Consider the following 21,785-nt stretch of genomic DNA (forward strand, 5'->3'; position numbering starts at 1 on the left):
AATCATGGGACAGCTTCCTGCCGGTTTCAAGCGTATGGGGGTCCGGCAAGGCCGGACCCCCAAGCTTTAGTGATGTGGAAAAGAGTTCCGCAGAACTCCGGAACTACTTGGCCGTGATGGCCCAGTACTGCAGAACGCCGTTCCAGCCGGAGTCAACGTTGCTGACATTCTGGCTCCAGACGGCCTGGCGTGCGGAGTACCACAGCGGCAGGTTGGGGAGGTCCTTGAACAGGATCTCCTGGGCCTGGGTGAACTTGGCGTTGGCGTCGTCCGTGGACTTGGCGCCGAGGCCCTCGGTGAGGAGGTTGTCGAACTCGGGGTTCGAGTAGCCCTCGTAGTTGGCGCTGGCGCCGGTCTTCAGGAGCGGGCCGAGGAAGTTGTACAGCGACGGGTAGTCTGCCTGCCAGCCGGCACGGGTCAGGCCCGGCAGTTCCTTGGCGGAGCGCAGCTTCAGGATTTCAGCGAACTTGGCGAACGGCTGGCCTTCGGCCTTGATTCCCAGGTTGTTCTTGAAGTTGTTGGCGACGGCGTCGATCCATTCCTTGTTGCCGCCGTCGGTGTTGTAGGCGAGCTCCAGGGTCTTGTCGGCGGGCCACGGGCTGATCGCGTCAGCCTGGGTCCAGAGTTCCTTGGCCTTCGCGGCGTCGAACTTCAGGACCTCGGAACCGGCAACGTTCTCGTTGTAGCCGTCAACAGCCGGGGAGGTGAAGTCCTTGGCCGGGATGCGGGTGCCGGAGAAGATGACCTTGGTGATCTCGTCGCGGTTGATGGCCATGGAGAGGGCCTGGCGGCGCAGCTGGCCGGCTTCACCCTGGAACTCGGGCAGGTAGCCCGGGATGTTCAGGGTGGAGTTGCCGGCGTACGGCTTGTTCAGGTGGTTCTCCGGGAAGTCCATGGTGTAGGTCTTCAGGGCGTTCGTCGGCAGAACGTCGGTGACGTCCAGGTTGTTGGCCTGGATGTCCGTGTAGGCCGGAGCCGGGTCGGTGTAGAACTTGAAGGTCACGCCGCCGTTCTTGGCTTCGCGGGCGCCCTTGTAGTCCGGGTTCTTGACCAGGGCGATCTGGCTGTCGTGCTGCCAGGCGCCTTCCTTCTCCATCTTGTACGGACCGTTGCCGACCGGGTTCTCGCCGTACTTCTTCGGGTCCTTGATGGCCTCTGCGGGCAGCGGCATGAAGGCGGAGTAGCCCAGGCGCAGCGGCCAGTCGGCTTCCGGCTGGCTCAGCTTGACCGTGATCGTGGAATCATCCACGAGCGTCAGGCCGGAAAGCGTCTCGGCGGTGGGTGCGGGGACCTCGGTTTCCTTGCCGTCCGCACCTGCCTGCTTCTGCGTGGCGCTGACGGCGTCATAGCCCTCGACGGACTCAAAGAAGCTGCTGTTGCCCTGCGCGTTGGTGCTCAGCGCGGCAAAGTTCCAGGCGTCAACGAAGCTCTTGGCGGTGACTTCCTCGCCGTTGGTGAACTTGGTGCCCTTCTTGACCTTGATGGTGTAGTTCTGGCCGTCCGGGGATTCGATGGACTCGGCCAGTGCGTTCACCGACTTGCCGCTGGGGTCGTAGCTGGTGAGGCCCTCGAAGAGCAGTTCGACGACGCGGCCGCCGTAAACTTCGCCGGTGTTGGCGGGCATCAGGGGGTTCTGCGGTTCATTGCTGTACGCAGTGATGACCTTGTTGGGGTCGCCGGCAGCCTGGCTGGCACCGTTTGAGGTGCCGCCTCCGGCACCGCATCCGGTCAGGGCGAGGGCGGCGATGGCCACCATGCCCAGAGCTTTGGAAGTGCGCGAAAAACGCATTCCGCCTCCTATGAGTTGTGGGAGTTCGTGAGGGAAAAACTTGTGCTTCCCCGTAAGCGGGCACAGGGGTATCCCCTGTGACGTGGCCTACATATACGAGTAGCCTAACCCCGGAATGTCCAGATATTGGAACTCCGTTGCCAAACCGTGACCCGACAAAGACGTGACCGTTAGCGTCAAGTGAAATGTATTTCAAGTCACAGGCTACTGGCTGGTAGGATTGGCCGCCCCGCTCTCCCAATTAACCCAAATTAACTCGATTCAGCCGCCAGAAGCTGTGCGCGGAGTTCGCGGCGTTCCCGCTGCTTTTCCGGGTCCGGCAGCGGCACTGCGGCCAGGAGACGCTGGGTGTACGGCTCCTGCGGATTGCGCAGGATCTGGTCCCGGGTGCCCTGCTCGACAATGCGGCCGCGCTGCATCACGCAGATCCGGTCCGCCAGGACGTCGACCACCGCGAGGTCATGGGTGACGAAGAGGCACGCGAACCCGAGCTCCTTCTGCAGGTTCTGGAACAGGTCCAGCACCTTGGCCTGAACGGACACGTCCAGGGCCGAGGTGGGCTCGTCGGCGACCATCAGTTTCGGCTTGAGCGAGAGGGCCCGGGCGATCCCCACGCGCTGCTTCTGTCCGCCGGAGAGTTCGTGCGGGTAGCGGTTGCGGTAGTTGCGCGGGAGCTCGACCTGGTCCAGAAGCGCCTCGATCCGCTGCTGCAACTCGGCGCCTTTGGCGGCACCGGACAGGAACATCGGCTCGCCGATGCTTTCGCCGATGGGAAGCCTCGGGTTCAGGGACGACGACGGGTCCTGGAAGACCATGCCCACGTGGCGGCGCATCTCCTGGAGCTGCCGGCCGTTCCGCTTGGCGGCCGAAATGTCCTGCCCGACGACCTTCATGGTGCCGGCGGCGACCGGCAGCAGCCCGACGGCGGCCCGGCCGATGGTGGTCTTGCCCGAGCCGGACTCCCCCACCAGCCCGACAACCTGTCCCGGGTAGATCACCAGGTTGGCGCCTTCCACGGCGCGGAAGGCGGGCACACGGCCCTGCTTGGGGTATTCGATGGCGACGTCGGTCAGTTCCAGGACCGGCTGGCCCTGGGGCCTGGCGGCCGCCGCGGCCGCCAGGGCTGCGGCGTTTTCACGCTCGCGCCGGAGCAGCTGCTCCTCCGGAACCGAGGTCAGTTCCGCGTGCGTGGCGGCGGCGAGGGCTGCCGTGACGTCCACTTCAGCTGCGGAGTCCGTGCCGCCCTGGCCCAGGTGCGGGACGGCCGCCAGCAGGGCCTTGGTGTACTCGTGCTGCGGGTTGTGGAAGATCTGGGCGGCCGTGCCGGTTTCCACAATGACGCCGCGGCGCATCACGGCGATCCGGTCGGCGAGGTCCGCCACGACGCCCATGTCGTGGGTGATGAGCACAATGGCGCTGTCCAGCTTGTTGCGCAGGTTGCGCATCAGGTCCAGGATCTCCGCCTGGACGGTCACGTCGAGGGCGGTGGTGGGCTCGTCGGCGATGAGCAGCTTGGGATCGCAGGAGAGGGACTGGGCGATCATGGCGCGCTGCCGCTGGCCGCCGGAGAGCTGGTGGGGGTAGGAGCGGAACGCCTTTTCCGGGTCCGGCAGTTCCACGAGCTCGAGCATGCGCAGGGCCCGCAGTTTTGCCTCGTCGGGAGAGACCTCGCTGTGCAGCCGGACCGTCTCCACGATCTGGGCGCCCACGGTGTAGACCGGATTCAGGGCCGTCATCGGCTCCTGGAAGATCACCGCCACGTCCTTGCCGCGGACCGCGCGGATGTTGGCCTCGTTGCCCCCCAGCAGCTCCTGCCCGCCGAGTTTGACGCTTCCGCTCACCCGGCTGTTGCTCGGCAGCAGGCCCAGCAGGGCCATGGAGCTGGCACTCTTGCCGGAGCCGGACTCGCCCACGATTGCCAGCACCTCGCCGGCCCGCACCTCATAGTTCAGTCCGATGGCCGCGGGCACCCATTTCTTGTCCACGCCGAAATCGACGCTCAGGCCGCGGACTTCCAGGACAGGTCCGTTCTTGTCCGGCGCGGGGGTGACCGCCGGGTCGAGGGTGATGAAGTCAGTCATGATGGGGCTTTCCTTCCACCCGGGCCGCAGGTCCACCGGGAATTAGTGCTGCGGCTCGGAATACTGAATTATTGGGGGCATGAGCTCTGCGCCACATGCCGGTACCATCGAAATCTTCAAGGCCCGAACCAACGTCTGGTTCGCCTGGCTCGCCTGGTCGGTTGCCGCCCTGGGCATTGTGGTCACCGTGGTCACCGCCGGCCCGGCGGCCCTGGCTGGAGCGGCACCGCTGCTGCTGATCGGTTTCCTGGGCTGGCAGCTGTTCTGGATGCCCGCCGTTGTGGTGCACGACGACGGGGTGACCCTGGAAAACCCGTTCCGGTCCGTCCTGGTGCCGTGGGCGGCGCTGGTGCACGTAGACACCCGCTTCGCCCTCACCCTTGTCACGGCCCGCAAGAGCTACGCGGCCTGGGCCGCGCCGGCGCCCGGCATCTGGGGCGGGCGCAACGCCCAGCCGGACGACCTCCGGGGCCTCCCGGCCACCACGTATGGCCCCGGGCAGTCCGTGCGGCCCGGCGACCTCAAGACCACAGACTCCGGCCAGGCCGCGCGGCTGGTGCGCGCACGCTGGCAGGCCCTGGTGGAGAGCGGATCCCTGGCCGCCGGCGACGCCGCCACCACACCGGTGAAGGTGAGGTACCGCTGGGTGGCGGCAGCCGCCGTCGTACTCCTGCTGGCAGCGAGCGTCTGGTCGGTGGCTGCCCAGTAGCCGGGCCGGTACTGCACTGCGAAGGGCGGGCACCTAGCGGTCCTTGGTGCTGTCGAACGCGGTAACGGGTGCCGCCTCAAGCGGATGCGTGCCTGCGTCCTTGGCCTTCTTCGCGTTGAACTTCTTCTGCCGGGGATCGAAGGCATCCCGCAGGCCGTCGCCGATGAAGTTGATGCTCAGGCAGATCAGCACGATGAACAGGCCGGGGAACCAGAACAGCCACGGCCGGGTGGCGAAGGCTTCCTGGTTCTGCGAGATGAGCAGCCCCAGCGACGTGTCCGGAGCCTTGACGCCGACACCGAGGTAACTCAGGGCCGTTTCGGTGAGGATCGCCGCTGACATGGTCAGAGTGACGTTGACGATCAGCACACCCACGGCGTTCGGCAGGATGTGCTTGAAGATGATCCGGGCGTTACTGGCCCCGGAGATCCGGGCCGCATCGACGAACTCGCGTTCGCGCAGGGAAAGGAACTCTCCGCGCATGAGGCGGGCGAGCCCCACCCAGGTGATCAGGCCAAGGAAGATGCCCAGGGCGAGGACGCCGTTGTTGGCCGCGAATGCGGAAAACCAGCCGCCGGAGTCCCGCCGGTTGGCCATCTGTGCCATCACGGCGGCGAGCAGCAGGCCCGGGATGATGATGATGACATCGGTGAGGCGCATCAGCACCGCTTCGGTCCAGCCGCGGAAGTAGCCGGACAGGGCCCCGACCACGACGCCGATCAGGCCGGCGATGAGTCCGATCACCACCATGACGGTGATGGACTGCTGGGCCCCGCGCATGGTCATCGCGAAGAGGTCGCGCCCGATCCGGTCCTGGCCGAAGGGATGTTCGCCCCAGGCGAGCGGCCACAGCGAAGCCGTGGGGACGCCGTCGTTGATCAGGGGCGAGACTTCCTCGTGGTTGTATTTCCACCAGCCGGGGATCCCCAAGTACCCCACGGACGTGAAGGCCATGACGAAGATGATGGCGAAGACAACCAGCCCGGCGATGGCGCCGGAGTGGCCCAGGAACCGTTTCCGGACAATCTGCCCCTGGCTCAGGCCTTTGGCTTCGAGGATGGGTTCGATGCCGGCAGCCGGCTGCCGGAGGCTGGCGTCTTCTGCCATGATTTCGTCCTGCTGACTTGGCTGGCTCATGCTTTTACCCTTACGCGTGGATCAAGTGCGGAGTATGCAAGGTCCGCAATGAGGTTGAAACCCATGGCCGTGATGGCCACGCAGAGGAAGACGCCCATGACGGGGTTGGGATCGACGTGGGTGATGCCGTCGAGGAACAGGAAGCCCATCCCCCGGACCGAGAAAACGGTTTCGGTGATGACCGCGCCGCCGATCAGTGCCCCGATGTCGAACGCCACGATGGTGGCGATCGGGATCAGCGCGTTGCGGAACGCGTGGCGCATGACGACGGTCCGCTCCGACAGGCCCTTGGCCCGCGCGGTCCGGATGTAGTCCATGTTCATGATTTCCAGCATCGAGGCCCGGGTGAAGCGGGTGTAACCGGCCAGGGAGATGAGGATCAGTGCCATGGTGGGCAGGATGAGGTGGGTGAAGGTGTCCAGGCTCAGGATCCAGAAGTCGCCCTCAATGTTCGGGGTGCTGGCGCCGATAGTGGCGATGGGACGGCCCCGGACACGGCTGTTGTTGAAGTACGTGGGCCATGCCTGCATAAAGCGGTCCAGCAGGACCAGCCCGCCGACCAGGAACGAGGTGATCGCCGCAGCGCGCATGGACTGGCCGCGGTCGTAGCCGCCCATCAGGTAGCCGATGCCCATGCCGACGAGGATGGCGGCCACGGCCAGGATCACGATCATCAGGAATGTCGCCTCGTTCAGCAGCGGCTGGACGACGAAGTAGAGCACCAGCCCGACGCCGACGGCGATCAGCGCCGACTGCAGCGCCTTGCGGTTCTTGAGGCCGGCGGAGAGCAGGGTGACGGCGAAGGCAATGCCGACGCCGGCGATCGCGATGACCACCGGGCCCAGCCCGGGGTTCTTGAACCACTCCGTGGCGGAGAAGTACATCAGCACGGCGCTGGCGAAGAGGAAGACGACGCCGCCGATCAGCAGCCTGCGCTTCATCTCGCCGCCGAGCGTCACCGCCGTCAGGGCGCCTACGACGGCGCCGATGGCAAGGGCTGCCGGCAAGGGGATCTCCGGATTCCGGAGGAAGTTGTTGAACCCGATGGCGCCGTACTCCTTCAGGAGCACCGCGACCCAGAAGATCGGGAGCGAGAAAAACAGGAAGGCCATGAACGTCACGCCGTAGTCCAGAGTGCTGTACTGGCGCAGGGCGGTGATGATCCCGAGCGTGATGCCGATCAGGATCGCCAGGACGGTGGCTCCGGTGACCAGGGTCAGGGTCTGAACCAGGGCGTGCCCCAAGGCGTCAGTGATCGGTTGGCCGGCGATGTTCTTGCCCAGGTCGCAGGTGCCGGCGAACGGGACGAGGCACTTCGCCGCGCCACCGAGCCACTGGAAGTACCGGATGGGCGCGGGGGTGTCCAGCTGCAGCAGCTCGGTGCGCGCGTCCATAAGCTGCTGTTTGTTCGGGGCGCTGCTGGCACGGAACTCCTCGAGGGGATCCCCTGACGCCGCTGTCAGGAGATACACCATAAAGGATGCGCCGAGAAGTATGAAGGCGGCGGTGATGAGCCGCCGGACTATGTAGGTCACCATGGGAATAGAACCTCGGTATTCGTGCCCGGGGATTGCCCGGGCCGGTCGCAGAGTTTGGCCTGTCCCGCAATGGTAGGGCGGGGCCCGCCATCGTCGGGGGTTTCGCTAGAAAGGCGTCGGGACCAACGTGCCCGGTCCCGACGCCTTTAGCTAGCAATTGTCACTTGCTGTGGTCGGCTACTTCTGTGCCCACTCCCAGAAGTTCCACCAGACACCCGTCTGGTTCGGCATGTACTTCACGCCGGTGATGCGGTCGCTGTACGCGTCCACTCCAACTGCCTGGAACAGCGGCAGGCCGTAAGCGGAAGCCCAGATCTTCTGGTCGATCTGCTTGATCAGCTCATCCTGCTTGCCCTTGTCGGTGGTGACAATGAGTTCGTCCATCAGCTTGTCGGCTTCCGGGTCGCTGAACTGGTTGAAGTTGGAGTCGTTGCCCGACTTGAAGATCTGCGGAACGCCGGAGACGCCGACTCCCGAGTTGATCCAGCCGAAGATGGTGGCGTCGTAGGAGCCGTCACCCAGGGCCTTGCCCCAGTCGGACTTGCCGAGGCCGCCGTCGACGATCTTGAAGCCTGCCTTGGAGGCGGACTCGCTGATCAGGGCAAACATGTCGGCACGGTTGGGGTTGTCCTTGTTGTACATGATGCGGACCTCAGGGGTGGCACCGTTGAGGAGCGACTTGGCACCTTCGATGTCAACGTCCTGGTAGGCCGAGGAACCGTTGTCCTTGACGGACTCGGCGTACAGGGCCTGGTCGGGAACGAACAGCTGCGAATCCAGCGGCTTGGCCTCCGGGTCGAGCTTCTTGACGATCTTGTCGACGATGTCCTTGCGCGGGACGCTCTTCATGAACGCTTCGCGGACGCTCTTCTCAGCGAAAACGCCGCTGTAGTTGAGGTCGATGTGGTCGTAGGACAGCTGGTTGCCGACCTCAACCGTGACGCCCTGGCTCTCAAGCGCCTTCAGCTGCTCCACCGTGTCGGCCGAGGCCTGCGGTGCGATGATGTCGGCTTCGCCGTTCTTGAGCGCCTGTACCTGGGCGGGAGCCGACCCGATGTAGCGGACGGTGATTTCGTCCAGGTTGGCTTCCGGACCCCAGTTGTAGTCCTTGTTCTTGACCATGGTCAGGGACTGGTCCTGGTTGACGTCCTTGACGATGTACGGGCCGTTGGAGAGGTAGAGGCTCGGGTCGGCCGGCAGGGTCTTGGAGTCGAAGCCGGTGTTCCACATCTCCGCCATGGCCTGCAGCTGCGCGTTGGCCGGCTGCGGCGCCTTCGCGTCGCCGCGGGGCATGCCCTTGACCAGGTCAACGAACGCCTTGGCGTCCGCCAGCCCGGCCTTCTTGGCCAGGACGTGCGCCGGGATGTCGATGCCGGGGCCACCGATGGCGATCTCCCAGTCGGCAAACGGCTTCGAGTACTTCAGGGTCATGGAGCGGCCGTCTTCACCGAGCTCCGGGAAGTCCGTCAGGGCAATGCCCGTGGGGTCGCCGGCGTAGGAGAAGTAGGACGTTCCGGTCTTGGCCTCAGGATCGGCGTCGTCGTAGTAGCCGGAGAAGGCGGCCCACTGCAGCACGAGGTCGGCTGCGGTAACGGGGGTGCCGTCGGACCACTTAACGCCTTCGTTGATGGTGTACTTCACCGTCAACGGGTTGTCCGAGACCTTTTCCATCTTGCCGAACTTCTCGTTGCGGACAACGTTCAGTTTATTATCGATGTAGAAGAACCCCGAGTGGGTGGCGTAGCTGACCTTCGAGTTGATGTCGGTGTTGCCGTCCGCCGTGTTGGGGTTGAACGTGTTGAATGCGTTCACCTCCACGACTGTTGCAGAACCGCCTGCTTTGCTTGCTGCCGCTGCGGTGGTGGGGGTTGTCCCGCCACTGTTGCCGGCGCAGGCGCTGAGGGCGAGGGCAGCTGCTGCTGCCACACCCACTGCTTTCGAAATACGACCGAAGCGCATTCCGCCTCCTTGTTTCTGTGGTGTGGTTGAGACCGAGGCCGTAGGCACCGGGCAGACGTCCACACTCCCCCAGCGGCAGTGTGGCCCGTCTCACATGGCATGTAGCGTAAACCCCAAAATGAGTGCCGGGCGATGAAAGTTGACCAGCTGTAAAGTTCGTTACAGAGCTGCAACATTGGAGCGGGATTCGAGGCCCGAATTCAGTCCGGTCTATTGACCTTCGGGCCGCGCCGCGCTAGTGTCACCGGCCGCGGAGAAACCCCCGATTCTGCAATGGAGGCTTCTCGAGTTAATCCGCCATTACTTGATGAATGCATCAAACCGTCAGGCGTGGAAGCGCTGCCGGCACGAACTGCCTAGAATACTTACATGCCTACACGCGTTCACGAGTTTGCCTGGCCGGATCGGGTCGTCGTCGGCACCATCGGCGTTCCGGGGGCGCGCACCTTCTACCTCCAGGTGAGCGCCGGGACGCAGATCGTGAGTATCGCCCTGGAAAAACAGCAGGCGGCTCTGCTCGCGGAGAAGATCGACGAAATTCTTGACCAGCTCGGCACCGTCGAGGGCAATCCCTTCAGCATTCCCACGGGCATCCCCCTCGAACTCGTCGACAATGACGAACTGGAAACCGTTCAGGAGCAGTTCCGCGCCGGCGCCATGAGCCTGGGCTGGGACCCGACCACGGCGCAGGTCCTCATCGAGGCCTACCCCATCGCCGATGTCGATCCTGACGACGACGACGAACCGCTCGATGAGGGCGGCGCTGACGCGTCCGAAATGCTGCTGGTGCGAATGCCGGTCGGCACTGCCCGCGCCTTCGCCCAGCGCACCCGCGAGATCGTGGGCGCCGGGCGTCCGGCGTGCCCCCTTTGCGGCTACCCCATGGACGCCGACGGGCACACCTGCACCATTCCCGGGGGCTGACGCCCCGCAGTTGGCCCTGCGACCGGTCACGTGGACTGAAGCTCCGTCGGGCCTAGAAGGCAGCGCTGGGCAGGTCCTTCTCGCCGTCGACGATCGCGGTGACAATCCGCGCCGCAACCACATCTGGATCCAGCGCCGCACCGAAGCGCGGCGCTGCGCCGGCGATCGGATGCTCGGACAGGGCAGTGCCAGTGTGGCCCGGCCGGGCATCCATGATTCGGATGCCCGCGCGCCGGTACTCGCGCGCCGCTGCGGCAACGAAGGCCGCGAGCCCGGCCTTCGACCCCGAGTATGCGGCCAGCCCGGCGACGGGCGCTTCAGCGACGACGCCGCTCAGTGTGACCACGAAGGGCTCCCGGCCCTCGCGTGCTGAGGCCGCGAGGTAGGGCTGGCTTTGGGCAATGAGCTGGATCGCACTGGTCGTGTTCACGGCGAAGAGTTCGTCCACCGTGGCGGGTTCCAGGTCCGATACGGGGCCGAAGGCGACGACGCCGGAGGCAACCACCAGCCCGTCGAGACGTCCATACCGCGCATTGGTGTCAGCCAGCACCTCCCGGACCACAGAGGGGGTGCGGAGGTCGTGTCCGGCAGACTTTGAGGACCGTGCGACGACGGCGCCCTTACTCTCCAGCTGGGCGGCGATGCGTGAACCGAGTCCGCCGCTGGCGCCGACCACCAGAACAACCGCGCCCTGAAGCATCGTCATGGGTAGATCCTAAGTCACGTCACGGCTGACCCGCCCGCTCAGGGTCAAGGTGTACTGATTTGGAGGTTGCCGGCGGGATGCCGATCTCCTCCACGCTATGGGTGCCGCAGGGCGTCTTGGTCGCGGTGGCGTGTTCGATGCGGCCCACCCGGAACCAACGCATTTCGTCGCGAAGCCGGCACCAGCCGATCAGATGCCAGTGGCCGTTCGTTGAGGCGAAGATTACGGGTTCGACGTCCCTGGTGGTCGTACTGCCATTCTGTGCGGCGTACCGGATGCGGACCACTCGCTGCTCGGACATCGCTTCTTCAAGGGCCGACCTGACGGCCCGCGTTCCAGGCTGATCCGTGTTGACCCAGATGCGGCGTGCCAGTTCATCGACCTTTACCCGGGTCGGCGGATCAAGTACGGCCACGATTTTGCTGATGGCCACCGAGGCAAGGTCGGCGTAAGGCGCATCGGGGGCAGCCGAAACCGCTGCGAGAAGGGCCACTGCTTGAGCGGGGGTCAAACGCACAGGCGGGAGGTCGGCCTGGGTAGCCAGACCATAGCCGCCGCGGGGTCCCGGACGGGACCAGATCGGAGCCCCACTGTTTTCCAGCGCGTCGATGTCCCGCTTTATGGTCCGTACAGACACGCCGAACTCGTCGGCCAGCCGGTCCGCCGTGCATCCACGGGACGCGCTGCGTCGGAGCATCTCCGACAATGCGTGGAGCCGCTCCACTCGCTTCATTTCTCCACCCGTCACTGATCCGTGCCATAAATAGTGCCACACAGTTGTCCGGGAGGCGGGCGAGGATGGTGGCATGACAACAGAGACAAGCAATCCGACAATCCTTCTTGTCCCCGGCCACTGGCTGGGGGCATGGGCCTGGGACGAAGTCCTGGAGCACCTCACATCCCTGGGCCACCGGGCCGTCCCGCTGACCCTGCCCGGCCACGACGAAACGGACACCGGCCGGGTGGCCAGGACGCTGGACGAGCAGGCAGCGGCAATCGAACAGGCCGCCGCTGGCAGCTCCGGCCCGGTGGTCATCGTGGCGCACAGCGGAGCCAACGCTCCGGTGAGCCTTGTCCTCGACCGGCACCCCGAGCTGTTCAGCCGCGTGATCTGGGTCGACAGCGGCCCTGCGACGCCCGGCGTCGCCTTTGCCCCCGACTTCCCGGAGGACCGGGAGGAACTCCCCCTGCCACCCTTCGAGATACTCGGGGAACAGGCCAGCACGGAGGGCCTGAGCGCCGATGCACTGGAGCGGTTCCGCGAACGCGCGGTGTCCGAGCCCGGAACTGTCCTCCGTCAGACCGTGCAACTGACAAATGAAGCACGTTTCAACGCACCCACCACGTTCGTGTGCTGCTCCATGCCGAGTTCGCAGGTACTGGAATTGGTCAAGGCCGGTCACCCCATGTTCGCCGAGGTCGCCAATCTCCAGAGCGTTCGCTGGGTTGACCTTCCGACGGGCCACTGGCCTATGTGGAGCCGCCCGGCCGACCTCGCTCACATCCTTGCAGCGGAATCCTCAAACAACTGAGAGAGCACGGATCTGCGAAACCGCTGTCAACAAATCATGTAAGCGAATCCGCGCCCGTCCCGGGCCGCCGCGCGGACGAAGCCTCTGGCCCTGTCCAGGAACGCGGCGGCATAGGCCACCTCTGACTCCGGCGCCTGACCAGTCGCGAAGGACCCGCTCAGGCCGGCTTTGATGTCGTCGTCGTTGATCGTCTCAAGGTCCCGGGCGATCAGTGTGACGTCGTGCGGCGCAAGGGCGCGCACCCACGGATGCCAAGTGCAACCGTCTTCAGCGAATGTCACCTCCCCTTCGAACATTCGGTAGGCAGCTCTGGCTACACCATCCGAAGAGCGCGGAGCCGTGAGGCGCTGCAAGTATGGCCACGCCTTGTCGAGGTAGAGGAGGTCGCGCTCCGGCAGGGACTGCCGGAAGTCTGTGACGCCCTCCGTGGAGCCAGGTTCGAGGCCCCAGGCGTCTGCCAAAGGGTCGGCGCCGATCACGGTGAGTGGATCAGCAAGTGCCTGCACCGTCTGGTCGCTATCGAAGGCATATGCGTAGTATCTGATTCCCATAGGACGATTCTGAGGGGCCAGCACGATGCGACGGACAGAATCTTGCCCTATGTGGATAAATCGAAGCGACGGACCGGCCGTCGTCGGACAACGCGGTTGTCAGGCCGTTAAGCGGCGGCACTCCACCCGTTCGCAGCCAGCCGTCCGGTGGCAAAAAGCGATGGCCGCTAAGAACACTTGTTCTTAGCGGCCATCGCAGGGTCTCGAGGAATCAGGACCTAGACGTTGAAGCGGAACTCCACCACGTCGCCGTCGGCCATCACATATTCCTTGCCTTCGATCCGGACCTTTCCGCGGGACTTGGCTTCTGCCATGGAGCCGGCTTCGATGAGGTCGTCGAAGGAAACAACTTCGGCCTTGATGAAGCCGCGCTGGAAATCGGAGTGGATCACGCCTGCGGCCTGCGGTGCGGTGTCGCCCTGGTGGATGGTCCAGGCCCGGGTTTCCTTGGGTCCTGCCGTCAGGTAGGTCTGGAGCCCCAGGGTGTGGAAGCCCACGCGTGCCAGCTGGTCCAGACCCGACTCGGACTGGCCGTTCATTTCCAGCATCTCGCGGGCTTCTTCCTCGTCGAGTTCCACGAGGTCGGATTCGAGCTTGGCGTCGAGGAAGACGGCGTCCGCGGGGGCCACCATGGCCCGCAGCTCTTCCTGCTTCTCGGGGTTGCCGAGGATGCCCTCGTCCGCGTTGAAGACGTAGATGAAGGGCTTGGCGGTCAGGAGGCCGAGCTCCTTGAGGTGCTCCATCTCCAGCTTGTCGCTCTTGATCGAGGAGAAGATGGTGTCGCCGCGTTCCAGGACAACCTGGGCCGCCTTGATGGCAGCCAGTTCAGCGGCTTCCCGCTTCTTGATTTTGACTTCTTTTTCGATCCGGGGGATGGCATTTTCGATCGTCTGGAGATCGGCCAGGATCAGCTCGGTGTTGATCGTCTCCATGTCGGAGCGGGGATCCACCTTGCCGTCGACGTGGATCACGTCGGGGTCATCAAACACCCGCACCACCTGGGCGATGGCTTCCGCCTCACGGATATTGGCGAGGAACTTGTTGCCCAGCCCTTCACCCTCCGAGGCGCCCTTGACGATCCCGGCGATGTCCACGAAGGACACCGGGGCGGGCAGCAGGCGCTGGGAGCCGAAGACGGCGGCCAGCTTGGCGAGCCGCGGGTCCGGCAGGTTGACCACGCCAACGTTGGGTTCGATCGTGGCGAACGGATAGTTCGCTGCGAGCACCTGGTTGCGGGTCAGTGCGTTGAAAAGGGTTGATTTGCCGACGTTGGGCAGTCCGACGATGCCAATAGTTAGAGCCACGAGCATTAATTCTACCCGCTGCCGCCCGGGCCCCTGGAACGCCCGGCGGAACTGGCATGGAAGGGCGCCGGCAGTGCGTCGGCCCGAAACTGTCGGAGGGGCGTGCCAGAGTGAATCCATGGACGCTTTCGGATTCATTCTTTCCCTTCTCATGCTGCTCATCGGCGCTGTCGCCGGTGCCGCTGCCGTGTACGTGATGCTCCGCCGCCGCACCCTCGCTGTGGAGCAGGACTTCGACGCCGTGTCATCCCGGCTGTCCGAGGTCAGCGCGCAGTACGCTGCGGCCGACGCCGAGAGGCGGCTGCTGGCCGCCCAGAACCGGGAGCTGGGCGAGTCCCGGAACCAGGACGGCAGTGTGCTGCGGGCCCTGGCGCCCGTCGCGGAGAAGCTCACGGCCGTGCAGCAGCAGGTGTCCCTGCTGGAGCGCGACCGGCTGGAACAGTACGGGCAGCTCGCCCAACAGCTGCAGGAGGCCCGGCTGTCCGACGAACAGCTGCTGCGCTCCACCCACGCCCTGGAGTCCGCGCTGCGCTCCAACAGTGCCCGCGGACAATGGGGCGAGGTCCAGTTGCGCCGCGTGGTCGAGGCCGCCGGGATGCTGCGCCACGTCGATTTCCATGAACAAGTCCACAGCGGCCCGCACAGCAACGCCGCGGAAACCACCCTCCGGCCCGACCTCGTGGTCCAGCTCCCGGGCGGCAAGCAGCTCGTGGTCGACGCGAAGGTGCCGCTGTCCTCGTATCTGGCGGCGCAGGAGCTTGGGGCGTCCGCAGGCGGGCAGCAGCAGGCTTTGCCGCTGGGCGGACAGCAGGCCCACCTTGCCGCGCATGCCAAGGCCCTGAAAGCGCACGTGGACGCGCTGAGCAGCAAGAAGTACTGGGACATTCCGGGCAACTCCCCGGAGCTTGTGGTTTGCTTCCTGCCGGCCGAATCGATCCTGGCGGCGGCACTGTCCGCGGATCCTGCGCTGCTGGACCACGCCCTGTCCAGGAACGTGGTGCTGGCCTCCCCGTCAACCCTGCTGGCCGTCCTCAAGTCCGTCGCCTTCACCTGGCGCCAGGACGTGCTGACGGACAGCGCGCGGGAACTCTTCGAACTGGCCCGCCAGCTGTACGAGCGGATGGGCACTCTCGGCGAAAACGTCACCAAGCTTGGCTCGTCACTCAAGACGTCTGTTGACCGCTACAACTCCATGGTGGGCACGCTCGAGGCCCGGATCCTGCCTACGGCCCGCAAGCTCAATGCCTTGGACGCAACCGGGCTGGCCACCCCCGCCGCCGTCGAGGCGATGCCGCGTTCCCTGGCCGCCCCGGAGCTGCAGTCCGGGAATGACTCGGACGGGCTGGACGGGCGTGCCGGGGAGGGCCGGGAGTCCGCCGCCTGACGGGCTCCTCCGCGCGCGGGTTTCCGTGCGCGGAGGAAACCGCCCCTGCCTCGGCTAGTTTCGGGCCGGGCGCGGCTGGCGACCGCCGAGGGCCCGGGAGACATCGCCGGCCTGCTTCAGCGTGGCCCGGAGTTCCTTCGGCAGCGAGAACAGCAGGTCCTCCTCGGCCGTGACCACTTCCTCCACCGTGCCGTACCCGTAGTCGGCGAGCAGGCGCAGGACGTCCTTGACCAGGACTTCCGGGACCGAGGCGCCAGAGGTCACCCCGACCGTGGCCACACCCTCGAACCAGGACTCGTCCACTTCGTTGGCGAAGTCCACGCGATAGGAGGCCTTCGCACCGTATTCCAGCGCCACCTCCACCAGACGGACCGAGTTCGACGAATTGGCCGATCCGACCACAATCACAAGGTCGGCCTGCGGCGAGATCTTCTTGATGGCCACCTGGCGGTTGGTGGTGGCGTAGCAGATATCGTCGCTGGGCGGGTCCTGAAGAGTGGGGAACCGTTCCTTGAGGAGGCGGACGGTCTCCATGGTTTCGTCCACGCTGAGGGTGGTCTGGGACAGCCAGATGACCTTTTCGGGGTCCCTGACGGTCACCTTGTCGACTTCGTGCGGGCCGTTGATGATCTGGATGTGTTCGGGGGCCTCGCCGGCGGTTCCTTCCACTTCCTCGTGGCCGTCATGGCCGATCAGCAGGATGTCGAAATCGTCCTTCGCGAAGCGCACCGCTTCCTTGTGCACCTTGGTCACCAGCGGGCAGGTGGCGTCGATGGTCCGCAGGCCACGGTCCTCGGCGGACTGGACCACGGCGGGCGAAACCCCGTGCGCGGAGAAGATCACCAGGGCGCCCTCGGGGACCTCGTCGGTCTCGTCGACGAAGATGGCGCCCTTTTCTTCCAGGGAGCTGACCACATGCACGTTATGGACGATCTGCTTGCGGACGTAGACCGGCGGGCCGTAGTGCTCCAGGGCCTTCTCCACCGCGATGACCGCGCGGTCGACGCCGGCGCAGTAGCCGCGCGGAGCGGCGAGGAGGACCTTTTTGGGCCCGGAGACGGGGGCTGCCGCCAGCACTTCTTCCGGTGAACGCCGCCGGCGCGGAACGGTTGGCATCGGGATGGAAACAGCAGTGGAGGTCATTCCCCCATGCTACCGGTGTTGTGCGGGGCGCCGTGGTGGCCCGGTCCCGGAGGCCCTGCTGCCCGGGCCGCTGCCGTCAGGCTCGGCGGCTTCCGCCGACGGCACGCAGGACGAGTCCAGCCGCCAGCAGAACACCGCCGCCGATGGCGGCGGCCAGGGTCCACTGGCCGAAACTTGCGCCGGCGGCTGCCACAAATTCGCTCTTGAAGATCTCTGCGACCTCGTTGCCGCTGCTCGTGGCCGTCACAGCGCCCCCGACGGCGTTGGCGGCCAGGGTCCAGACACCGGCCAGCACCAGGGTCCCGATCCCGATGCCGGCCAGGACCGCCCAGCGCCGCCGGGCGGCCACAAAAGCCAGCGCAAACGCGATCAGGGCCCCGACGGCCACGGCGTAGCCCATGGGAGCGAAAGCCGCCACCCGGTCGAGGGCCTGCCGGTGCTGGGGCTGCCCGATGGTGATCAGAAGTTCCTCCGGGGCCTCGACCGGCAGGGTGGTGGCATCCGCGACCTGCTTCGCCACCAGGCCTACCAACGGCGCAAGGTCCAGGGTCAGCGAGGTGGAACCGTCGGCTTCGGCGGCGCCCGCAGGGTCGGCGGGGTCGGCGAAATTCAGCCGGTGGCTCTTGCGCAGGGTTTCGGTCCAGGCGTCAGGGTAGCCGGGCATGGTGGTCAGGGACTGTGCGGCGCTTTCCAGAATGGGCGCCACCAGGCCGCTGAGCGCCTCGGGAATCCGGTCCGCGCCGAGGCTGCCGACGGCGGCGGCGGCCAGCCGCTCCTGGAAGGCCGGGTCTTTGCCCAGCGGTGCGGTGAACGCCACAAAGCCGTCCTCCTGGACGATGTTCCGGTCCACCCACATGGCAGGGACGGCAACAGCCGCGAGGACCAGCCCGATAAGTACCGCTACGGCTGAGACAAAAGTGCGCACAAAAATTCCTAGCAGGTTGATGGTGACTGCCATCCTACGGGGGCGCCTCATGGAACGATAAAGTCGGGCCCCGGTGGTAAAGCTATGGATAGAGTTGAAACAGACAGCATCAAGCTGCCTGCCGGTCCCGCTGGCTGACGCGTATGCGCCAGGGCAGCACCGGCGGGCAGCCCGCCCCGGCAAAGGACATTCACCCGTATGCACAAGGCCATCTCCGTCCCGGGTTTCCGGCATGTCTGAGGACGTCGCGGCAGCCACCACTCTGCCGGCCACGGCGGCTGAGACCAGCCCGGACAACCCCTGGCCGCTGCAGCTGCTGTCGCAAAAACTCAAGATGCACATCGACCGGGCCCCGTCCGCCTGGATCGAGGGGCAGGTCATCGAAATGAACCGGCGCGGCACCAACGCCTACCTCACGCTCCGGGACATCGACGCGGAGATCTCCCTCCCCGCCTCCGCCTGGACCAAGGTCCTGGACCGGCAGGAAATCCCGCTGGAGCGGGGTTCACGGGTGGTGGCGCTGATCAAAGCCGAGTTCTGGCTGAAGACGGGCCGGCTGAACATGTCCGTCAAGGACATCCGTCCGGTGGGGCTGGGAGACCTGCTCGCCCGGATTGAGCGGCTGCGCCACGCGCTGGCCGCGGAAGGACTGTTCTCCGACTCCCGCAAGAAGCGGCTGCCGCTGCTCCCCCACCGGATCGGCCTGATCACGGGCCGGGATTCCGATGCCAAGAAGGACGTGCTGCGCAACGCAGCCCTGCGCTGGCCCGCCGTCGAATTCGACATCCGTGAGGTGGCCGTCCAGGGCAACACCGCCGTGGCACAGGTGATCGCCGCCTTGCGGGCGCTGGACGCGGACCCCGCCGTGGACGTGATTGTCATCGCCCGCGGCGGCGGCTCCCTGGAAGACCTGCTCCCCTTCAGCAACGAGGAGCTCATCCGGGCCGTGTCAGCCGCTGCCACCCCGGTGGTGAGCGCGATCGGCCATGAGGCGGACCGGCCCATCCTCGACGACGTCGCGGACCTGCGCGCGTCCACTCCGACGGACGCCGCCAAACGGATCGTCCCGGACGTTGCGGAAGAGCTTGCGCGCGTCCGCCAGGCCAGGGACCAACTGCGGCGCGGCGTCACCCGCCTGGTGGAACGCGAAGCTGACCGTCTCGCCTCGCTGCGCTCCCGCCCCGTGCTCGCGTCCCCCGAGGTGATGGTCAGCCACCGGCACGACGACGTCGAGCGGCTCAAGGGCCGCTCGCAGGCGGCAATGACCACCGCCGTCGTCCGGGCCACGGACCAGCTGGTGCACCTCAAGGCCCAGGTCCGCGCCCTGTCGCCGCAGAAGACCCTGGACCGGGGCTACGCCGTGGTGCAGCTCGCCGGAACCGGGCCCGCCGCCGGGATCCGCGGGGACGTGGTGCGGCATCCTGACCAGGCTCCGCCGGGCACGCCGCTGGCCGTCCGCGTCGCAGCAGGCCGGTTCACCGCGGAGTCGACCGGCGGCCAGGAAACCGCCGAAGAGTGACCGGCCACCCCCCAGCCCGCCCGAACCGAACCGCCCCCGCGGCAGTACCCCGCGACACAGCAAGGAGCAGCACAGCATGGCAGCAGAAACAGCGCCGAACACCGACATTGAGGCCCTGAGCTACGAGGAGGCCCGCGAGCAGCTCGTCGGCGTCGTCAGCCGGCTTGAGGCCGGCGGCGCCAGCCTCGAAGAGTCACTGGCGCTCTGGGAGCGGGGCGAGGCTCTGGCCAAACGCTGCGAATCGTGGCTCGAGGGGGCCCGCAAGCGGCTGGCCGCAGCGCGGGACGAGCCCGCCCAGGACAGCTAGGCCCCGCCGGTCAGGAACGCTCCACGAGCTCCCGTTCCGTGGGGACGTCCAGCTCCGGCACCGGCCACTGCAGCTTCAAGCCCTCCAGCGCCTCCAGAAGCAGCTGCTGGACGGCGATCCGGGCGTACCATTTCTTGTTCGCCGGGACGACGTACCACGGCGCTGACTCGGTGGCGGTCTTCTCCAGTGCCTTCTGGTAGGCGTCCATGTAGTCGCCCCAGAACGCGCGTTCTTTGAGGTCGTTGCTGCTGTACTTCCACAGTTTGGACGGATCATCCAGCCGGGCGAGCAGGCGTTCCTTCTGCTCATCGCGGCTGATGTGGAGCATGACCTTGACGATTTTGGTGCCGGCGGCCGCCTGCCTGGCTTCGAATTCGTTGATCGCGACGTACCGGCGCTCGAGTTCCTTCGGGTCCGCCCAGCGGTGGACCCGGTGGATCAGGACGTCCTCGTAGTGCGACCGGTCGAAGACGCCCATCATGCCGGCGGCCGGGACTTCCTTCTCGATCCGCCAGAGGAAGTCGTAGGACTTCTCCTCCGGGGTGGGCGCCTTGAACGACTTCATCTGGACGCCCTGCGGGTTCATGGCCCCCATCACGTGCGTGACGATCCCGCCTTTGCCGGCCGTGTCCATGGCCTGCAGGATCAGCAGGACCCGTTTGGTCCCCCCAAACCGGGACTCGGCGAAAAGCCGCTCCTGCAGGTCGGCGAGGTCGTCGTCGAGGTGGTCGAGCAGCGCTTCGCCGTCGCTTTTGTCCCCGCTGTAGCCGGGCGTGGCGTCCGGATCCGTGTCTTTCAGGTTGAAGCCCTCGCCCACTTTGAGGGTAACTGAAGGGCTCTCGTTGAAGTACACGACGTCTGACATCCGTTGCCTCATTCCGTTTCGGGCAGCCTCTGGCCGGACCGGCCAACCACCGCCCGTGCCGCGCTGCTGAGCCCTAGGCTAGTTCCCCTTGTACCGGCTCAGGAAGTCCCCCATGCGGCCGATCGCTTCTTCCAGGTCTTTCACCAGCGGCAGGGTGACCATCCGGAAGTGGTCCGGGCGCACCCAGTTGAACGCCCGGCCATGGGAGACCAGGATCTTCTGCTCACGCAGCAGGTCCAGGACGAACTTCTCGTCGTCGCGGATGTGGTAGACCTCGGGGTCAAGCTTTGGGAAGAGGTACATGGCTCCCCGTGCCTGCTGGGTGCTGACCCCGGGAATGGCGTTGAGCATGTCGTAGGCCTTGTTCCGCTGCTCCAGCAGGCGCCCGCCGGGCAGGATCAGATCGTTGATGCTCTGGTATCCGCCCAGTGCGGTCTGGATGGCGTGCTGGGCCGGGACGTTGGCGCACAGGCGCATGTTCGCGAGCAGGCTGATGCCCTCAAGGTAGTCCGCGGCGGCCTTCTTCGGACCCGAAATGGCCATCCAGCCGGCCCGGTAGCCGCACACTCGATAGGCCTTGGAGAGCCCGCTGAAGGTCAGGCACAGGACGTCGTCGCCGGTGAGGCTGGCCATGTTCACGTGCACGGCGTCCTCGTAGAGGATCTTTTCGTAAATTTCGTCGGCGAAGAGGACCAGGCCGTGCTTTTCGGCGAGGGCCACGATCTTCTTGAGGGTGTCCTCCGGATACACGGCACCGGTGGGGTTGTTCGGGTTGATCACCACAATGCCCTTGGTGCGGGGGGTGATCTTCGCCTCGAGGTCCTCCAGGTCCGGCTGCCAGCCGGCTTCCTCGTCGCAGAGGTAGTGCACGGGCCGGCCGCCGGCCAGGGCCACCGACGCGGTCCACAGCGGGTAGTCCGGGGTGGGGATCAGCACCTCGTCGCCGTCGTCGAGCAGCGCCATCAGCGACATCGTAATGAGTTCGCTGACGCCGTTGCCCAGGTAGATGTCGTCGACGTGGATGTTCTGGATGCCGCGGGTCTGGTAGTACTGCGAAACGGCCGTGCGGGCGGAGAAGATGCCGCGGGAGTCGCTGTAGCCCTGGGCGTGCGGCAAGTGGCGGATCATGTCCACCAGGATGGCGTCCGGCGCTTCAAACCCGAACGGGGCAGGGTTTCCGATGTTCAGTTTGAGGATGCGGTGGCCCTCAGCCTCCATCTGCTGGGCGGCCTGAAGAATCGGTCCACGGATGTCGTAGAGGACATTGTGAAGCTTGGTGGACTGCTTGAAATCTGCCATTTATCAAATATGCCATATGGCGGATGTACTTCCGCTGAGACTTGCCTCACAGGGCCACCCCGCGGACGCGGGCAGGAATATGAACAGAAACGGACGACGGCGGCTGCCGGGCC

At 65.9% G+C, this 21,785-nt stretch carries 19 protein-coding genes; 6 read left to right on the forward strand and 13 right to left on the reverse strand.

Going from position 1 to position 21,785, the window contains the following annotated elements; genetic code table 11:
• Positions 1 to 103: 103 nt before the first annotated feature.
• Complete coding sequence (locus ACTWQD_RS05125) at positions 104 to 1,789, reverse strand: peptide ABC transporter substrate-binding protein (RefSeq protein WP_443195098.1); 1,686 nt, start codon at positions 1,787 to 1,789, stop codon at positions 104 to 106.
• 251 nt (positions 1,790 to 2,040) lie between these two features.
• On the reverse strand, positions 2,041 to 3,870 hold the full coding sequence (locus ACTWQD_RS05130; protein WP_443195099.1) for an ABC transporter ATP-binding protein: 1,830 nt from the start codon (positions 3,868 to 3,870) through the stop codon (positions 2,041 to 2,043).
• 79 nt (positions 3,871 to 3,949) lie between these two features.
• Here ACTWQD_RS05130 and ACTWQD_RS05135 point away from each other — a divergent pair, with 79 nt between their 5' ends.
• Positions 3,950 to 4,579 carry a PH domain-containing protein gene (locus ACTWQD_RS05135; protein WP_443195100.1) on the forward strand — a complete coding sequence of 210 codons (630 nt, stop codon included), beginning with the start codon at positions 3,950 to 3,952 and terminating at the stop codon, positions 4,577 to 4,579.
• A gap of 33 nt (positions 4,580 to 4,612) precedes the next feature.
• Here ACTWQD_RS05135 and ACTWQD_RS05140 read toward each other — a convergent pair whose 3' ends face one another.
• The 3 genes from ACTWQD_RS05140 to ACTWQD_RS05150 all read right to left on the reverse strand — a co-directional run bounded on the left by ACTWQD_RS05140 (position 4,613) and on the right by ACTWQD_RS05150 (position 9,213).
• Positions 4,613 to 5,686, reverse strand: a complete 1,074-nt coding sequence (locus ACTWQD_RS05140; RefSeq protein WP_443195527.1) for an ABC transporter permease — start codon at positions 5,684 to 5,686, stop codon at positions 4,613 to 4,615.
• A 26-nt stretch (positions 5,687 to 5,712) separates the two neighbouring features.
• The gene (locus ACTWQD_RS05145) at positions 5,713 to 7,254 is read right to left on the reverse strand and encodes an ABC transporter permease (protein ID WP_443195101.1); all 1,542 of its coding nucleotides are present in this window, start codon (positions 7,252 to 7,254) and stop codon (positions 5,713 to 5,715) included.
• A 177-nt stretch (positions 7,255 to 7,431) separates the two neighbouring features.
• Positions 7,432 to 9,213, reverse strand: a complete 1,782-nt coding sequence (locus ACTWQD_RS05150) for an ABC transporter family substrate-binding protein (protein WP_443195102.1) — start codon at positions 9,211 to 9,213, stop codon at positions 7,432 to 7,434.
• Between the two features lie 369 nt (positions 9,214 to 9,582).
• On the opposite strand from ACTWQD_RS05150, the gene ACTWQD_RS05155 reads away from it, so the two are divergent.
• Positions 9,583 to 10,137 carry a DUF3090 domain-containing protein gene (locus ACTWQD_RS05155; RefSeq protein WP_443195103.1) on the forward strand — a complete coding sequence of 185 codons (555 nt, stop codon included), beginning with the start codon at positions 9,583 to 9,585 and terminating at the stop codon, positions 10,135 to 10,137.
• Positions 10,138 to 10,189: 52 nt separating this feature from the next.
• On the opposite strand, the gene ACTWQD_RS05160 is transcribed toward ACTWQD_RS05155, so the two are convergent.
• Together ACTWQD_RS05160 and ACTWQD_RS05165 are read right to left on the reverse strand one after the other, a co-directional pair.
• Positions 10,190 to 10,843, reverse strand: coding sequence for an SDR family NAD(P)-dependent oxidoreductase (locus ACTWQD_RS05160; RefSeq protein ID WP_443195104.1), 654 nt, complete (start codon positions 10,841 to 10,843; stop codon positions 10,190 to 10,192).
• Between the two features lie 19 nt (positions 10,844 to 10,862).
• Positions 10,863 to 11,576: a helix-turn-helix transcriptional regulator gene (locus ACTWQD_RS05165; protein WP_443195105.1), complete on the reverse strand. Its 714-nt coding sequence runs from the start codon at positions 11,574 to 11,576 to the stop codon at positions 10,863 to 10,865.
• A gap of 73 nt (positions 11,577 to 11,649) precedes the next feature.
• On the opposite strand from ACTWQD_RS05165, the gene ACTWQD_RS05170 reads away from it, so the two are divergent.
• Positions 11,650 to 12,375: an alpha/beta fold hydrolase gene (locus ACTWQD_RS05170; RefSeq protein ID WP_443195106.1), complete on the forward strand. Its 726-nt coding sequence runs from the start codon at positions 11,650 to 11,652 to the stop codon at positions 12,373 to 12,375.
• A 26-nt stretch (positions 12,376 to 12,401) separates the two neighbouring features.
• On the opposite strand, the gene ACTWQD_RS05175 is transcribed toward ACTWQD_RS05170, so the two are convergent.
• Complete coding sequence (locus tag ACTWQD_RS05175; protein ID WP_443195107.1) at positions 12,402 to 12,926, reverse strand: hypothetical protein; 525 nt, start codon at positions 12,924 to 12,926, stop codon at positions 12,402 to 12,404.
• A 218-nt stretch (positions 12,927 to 13,144) separates the two neighbouring features.
• Complete coding sequence (gene ychF, locus ACTWQD_RS05180) at positions 13,145 to 14,230, reverse strand: redox-regulated ATPase YchF (protein ID WP_443195108.1); 1,086 nt, start codon at positions 14,228 to 14,230, stop codon at positions 13,145 to 13,147.
• Between the two features lie 118 nt (positions 14,231 to 14,348).
• On the opposite strand from ychF, the gene ACTWQD_RS05185 reads away from it, so the two are divergent.
• Positions 14,349 to 15,614 carry a DNA recombination protein RmuC gene (locus ACTWQD_RS05185; protein WP_443195109.1) on the forward strand — a complete coding sequence of 422 codons (1,266 nt, stop codon included), beginning with the start codon at positions 14,349 to 14,351 and terminating at the stop codon, positions 15,612 to 15,614.
• Positions 15,615 to 15,668: 54 nt separating this feature from the next.
• Here the strand turns inward: ACTWQD_RS05185 and ACTWQD_RS05190 are convergent, their stop codons facing one another.
• Together ACTWQD_RS05190 and ACTWQD_RS05195 are read right to left on the reverse strand one after the other, a co-directional pair.
• Positions 15,669 to 16,757 (reverse strand): 4-hydroxy-3-methylbut-2-enyl diphosphate reductase, encoded by a 1,089-nt coding sequence (locus tag ACTWQD_RS05190; RefSeq protein ID WP_066437169.1) that lies wholly within the window; start codon positions 16,755 to 16,757, stop codon positions 15,669 to 15,671.
• A 76-nt stretch (positions 16,758 to 16,833) separates the two neighbouring features.
• Positions 16,834 to 17,682, reverse strand: a complete 849-nt coding sequence (locus ACTWQD_RS05195) for a hypothetical protein (RefSeq protein WP_443195110.1) — start codon at positions 17,680 to 17,682, stop codon at positions 16,834 to 16,836.
• A 232-nt stretch (positions 17,683 to 17,914) separates the two neighbouring features.
• On the opposite strand from ACTWQD_RS05195, the gene xseA reads away from it, so the two are divergent.
• Both xseA and ACTWQD_RS05205 read left to right on the forward strand, forming a co-directional pair.
• On the forward strand, positions 17,915 to 19,201 hold the full coding sequence (gene xseA / locus ACTWQD_RS05200) for an exodeoxyribonuclease VII large subunit (protein ID WP_443195111.1): 1,287 nt from the start codon (positions 17,915 to 17,917) through the stop codon (positions 19,199 to 19,201).
• A gap of 76 nt (positions 19,202 to 19,277) precedes the next feature.
• A complete protein-coding gene (locus ACTWQD_RS05205) occupies positions 19,278 to 19,508 on the forward strand; it encodes an exodeoxyribonuclease VII small subunit (RefSeq protein WP_443195112.1) in 231 nt (76 codons plus the stop codon).
• A gap of 10 nt (positions 19,509 to 19,518) precedes the next feature.
• Here the strand turns inward: ACTWQD_RS05205 and ACTWQD_RS05210 are convergent, their stop codons facing one another.
• Both ACTWQD_RS05210 and ACTWQD_RS05215 read right to left on the reverse strand, forming a co-directional pair.
• The gene (locus ACTWQD_RS05210; RefSeq protein ID WP_443195113.1) at positions 19,519 to 20,373 is read right to left on the reverse strand and encodes a PPK2 family polyphosphate kinase; all 855 of its coding nucleotides are present in this window, start codon (positions 20,371 to 20,373) and stop codon (positions 19,519 to 19,521) included.
• Positions 20,374 to 20,451: 78 nt separating this feature from the next.
• Positions 20,452 to 21,672, reverse strand: coding sequence for a pyridoxal phosphate-dependent aminotransferase (locus ACTWQD_RS05215; RefSeq protein WP_443195114.1), 1,221 nt, complete (start codon positions 21,670 to 21,672; stop codon positions 20,452 to 20,454).
• Positions 21,673 to 21,785 lie beyond the last annotated feature (113 nt).

The organism is Pseudarthrobacter sp. 1C304, from assembly GCF_052245515.1.
Taxonomy (GTDB): domain Bacteria; phylum Actinomycetota; class Actinomycetes; order Actinomycetales; family Micrococcaceae; genus Arthrobacter.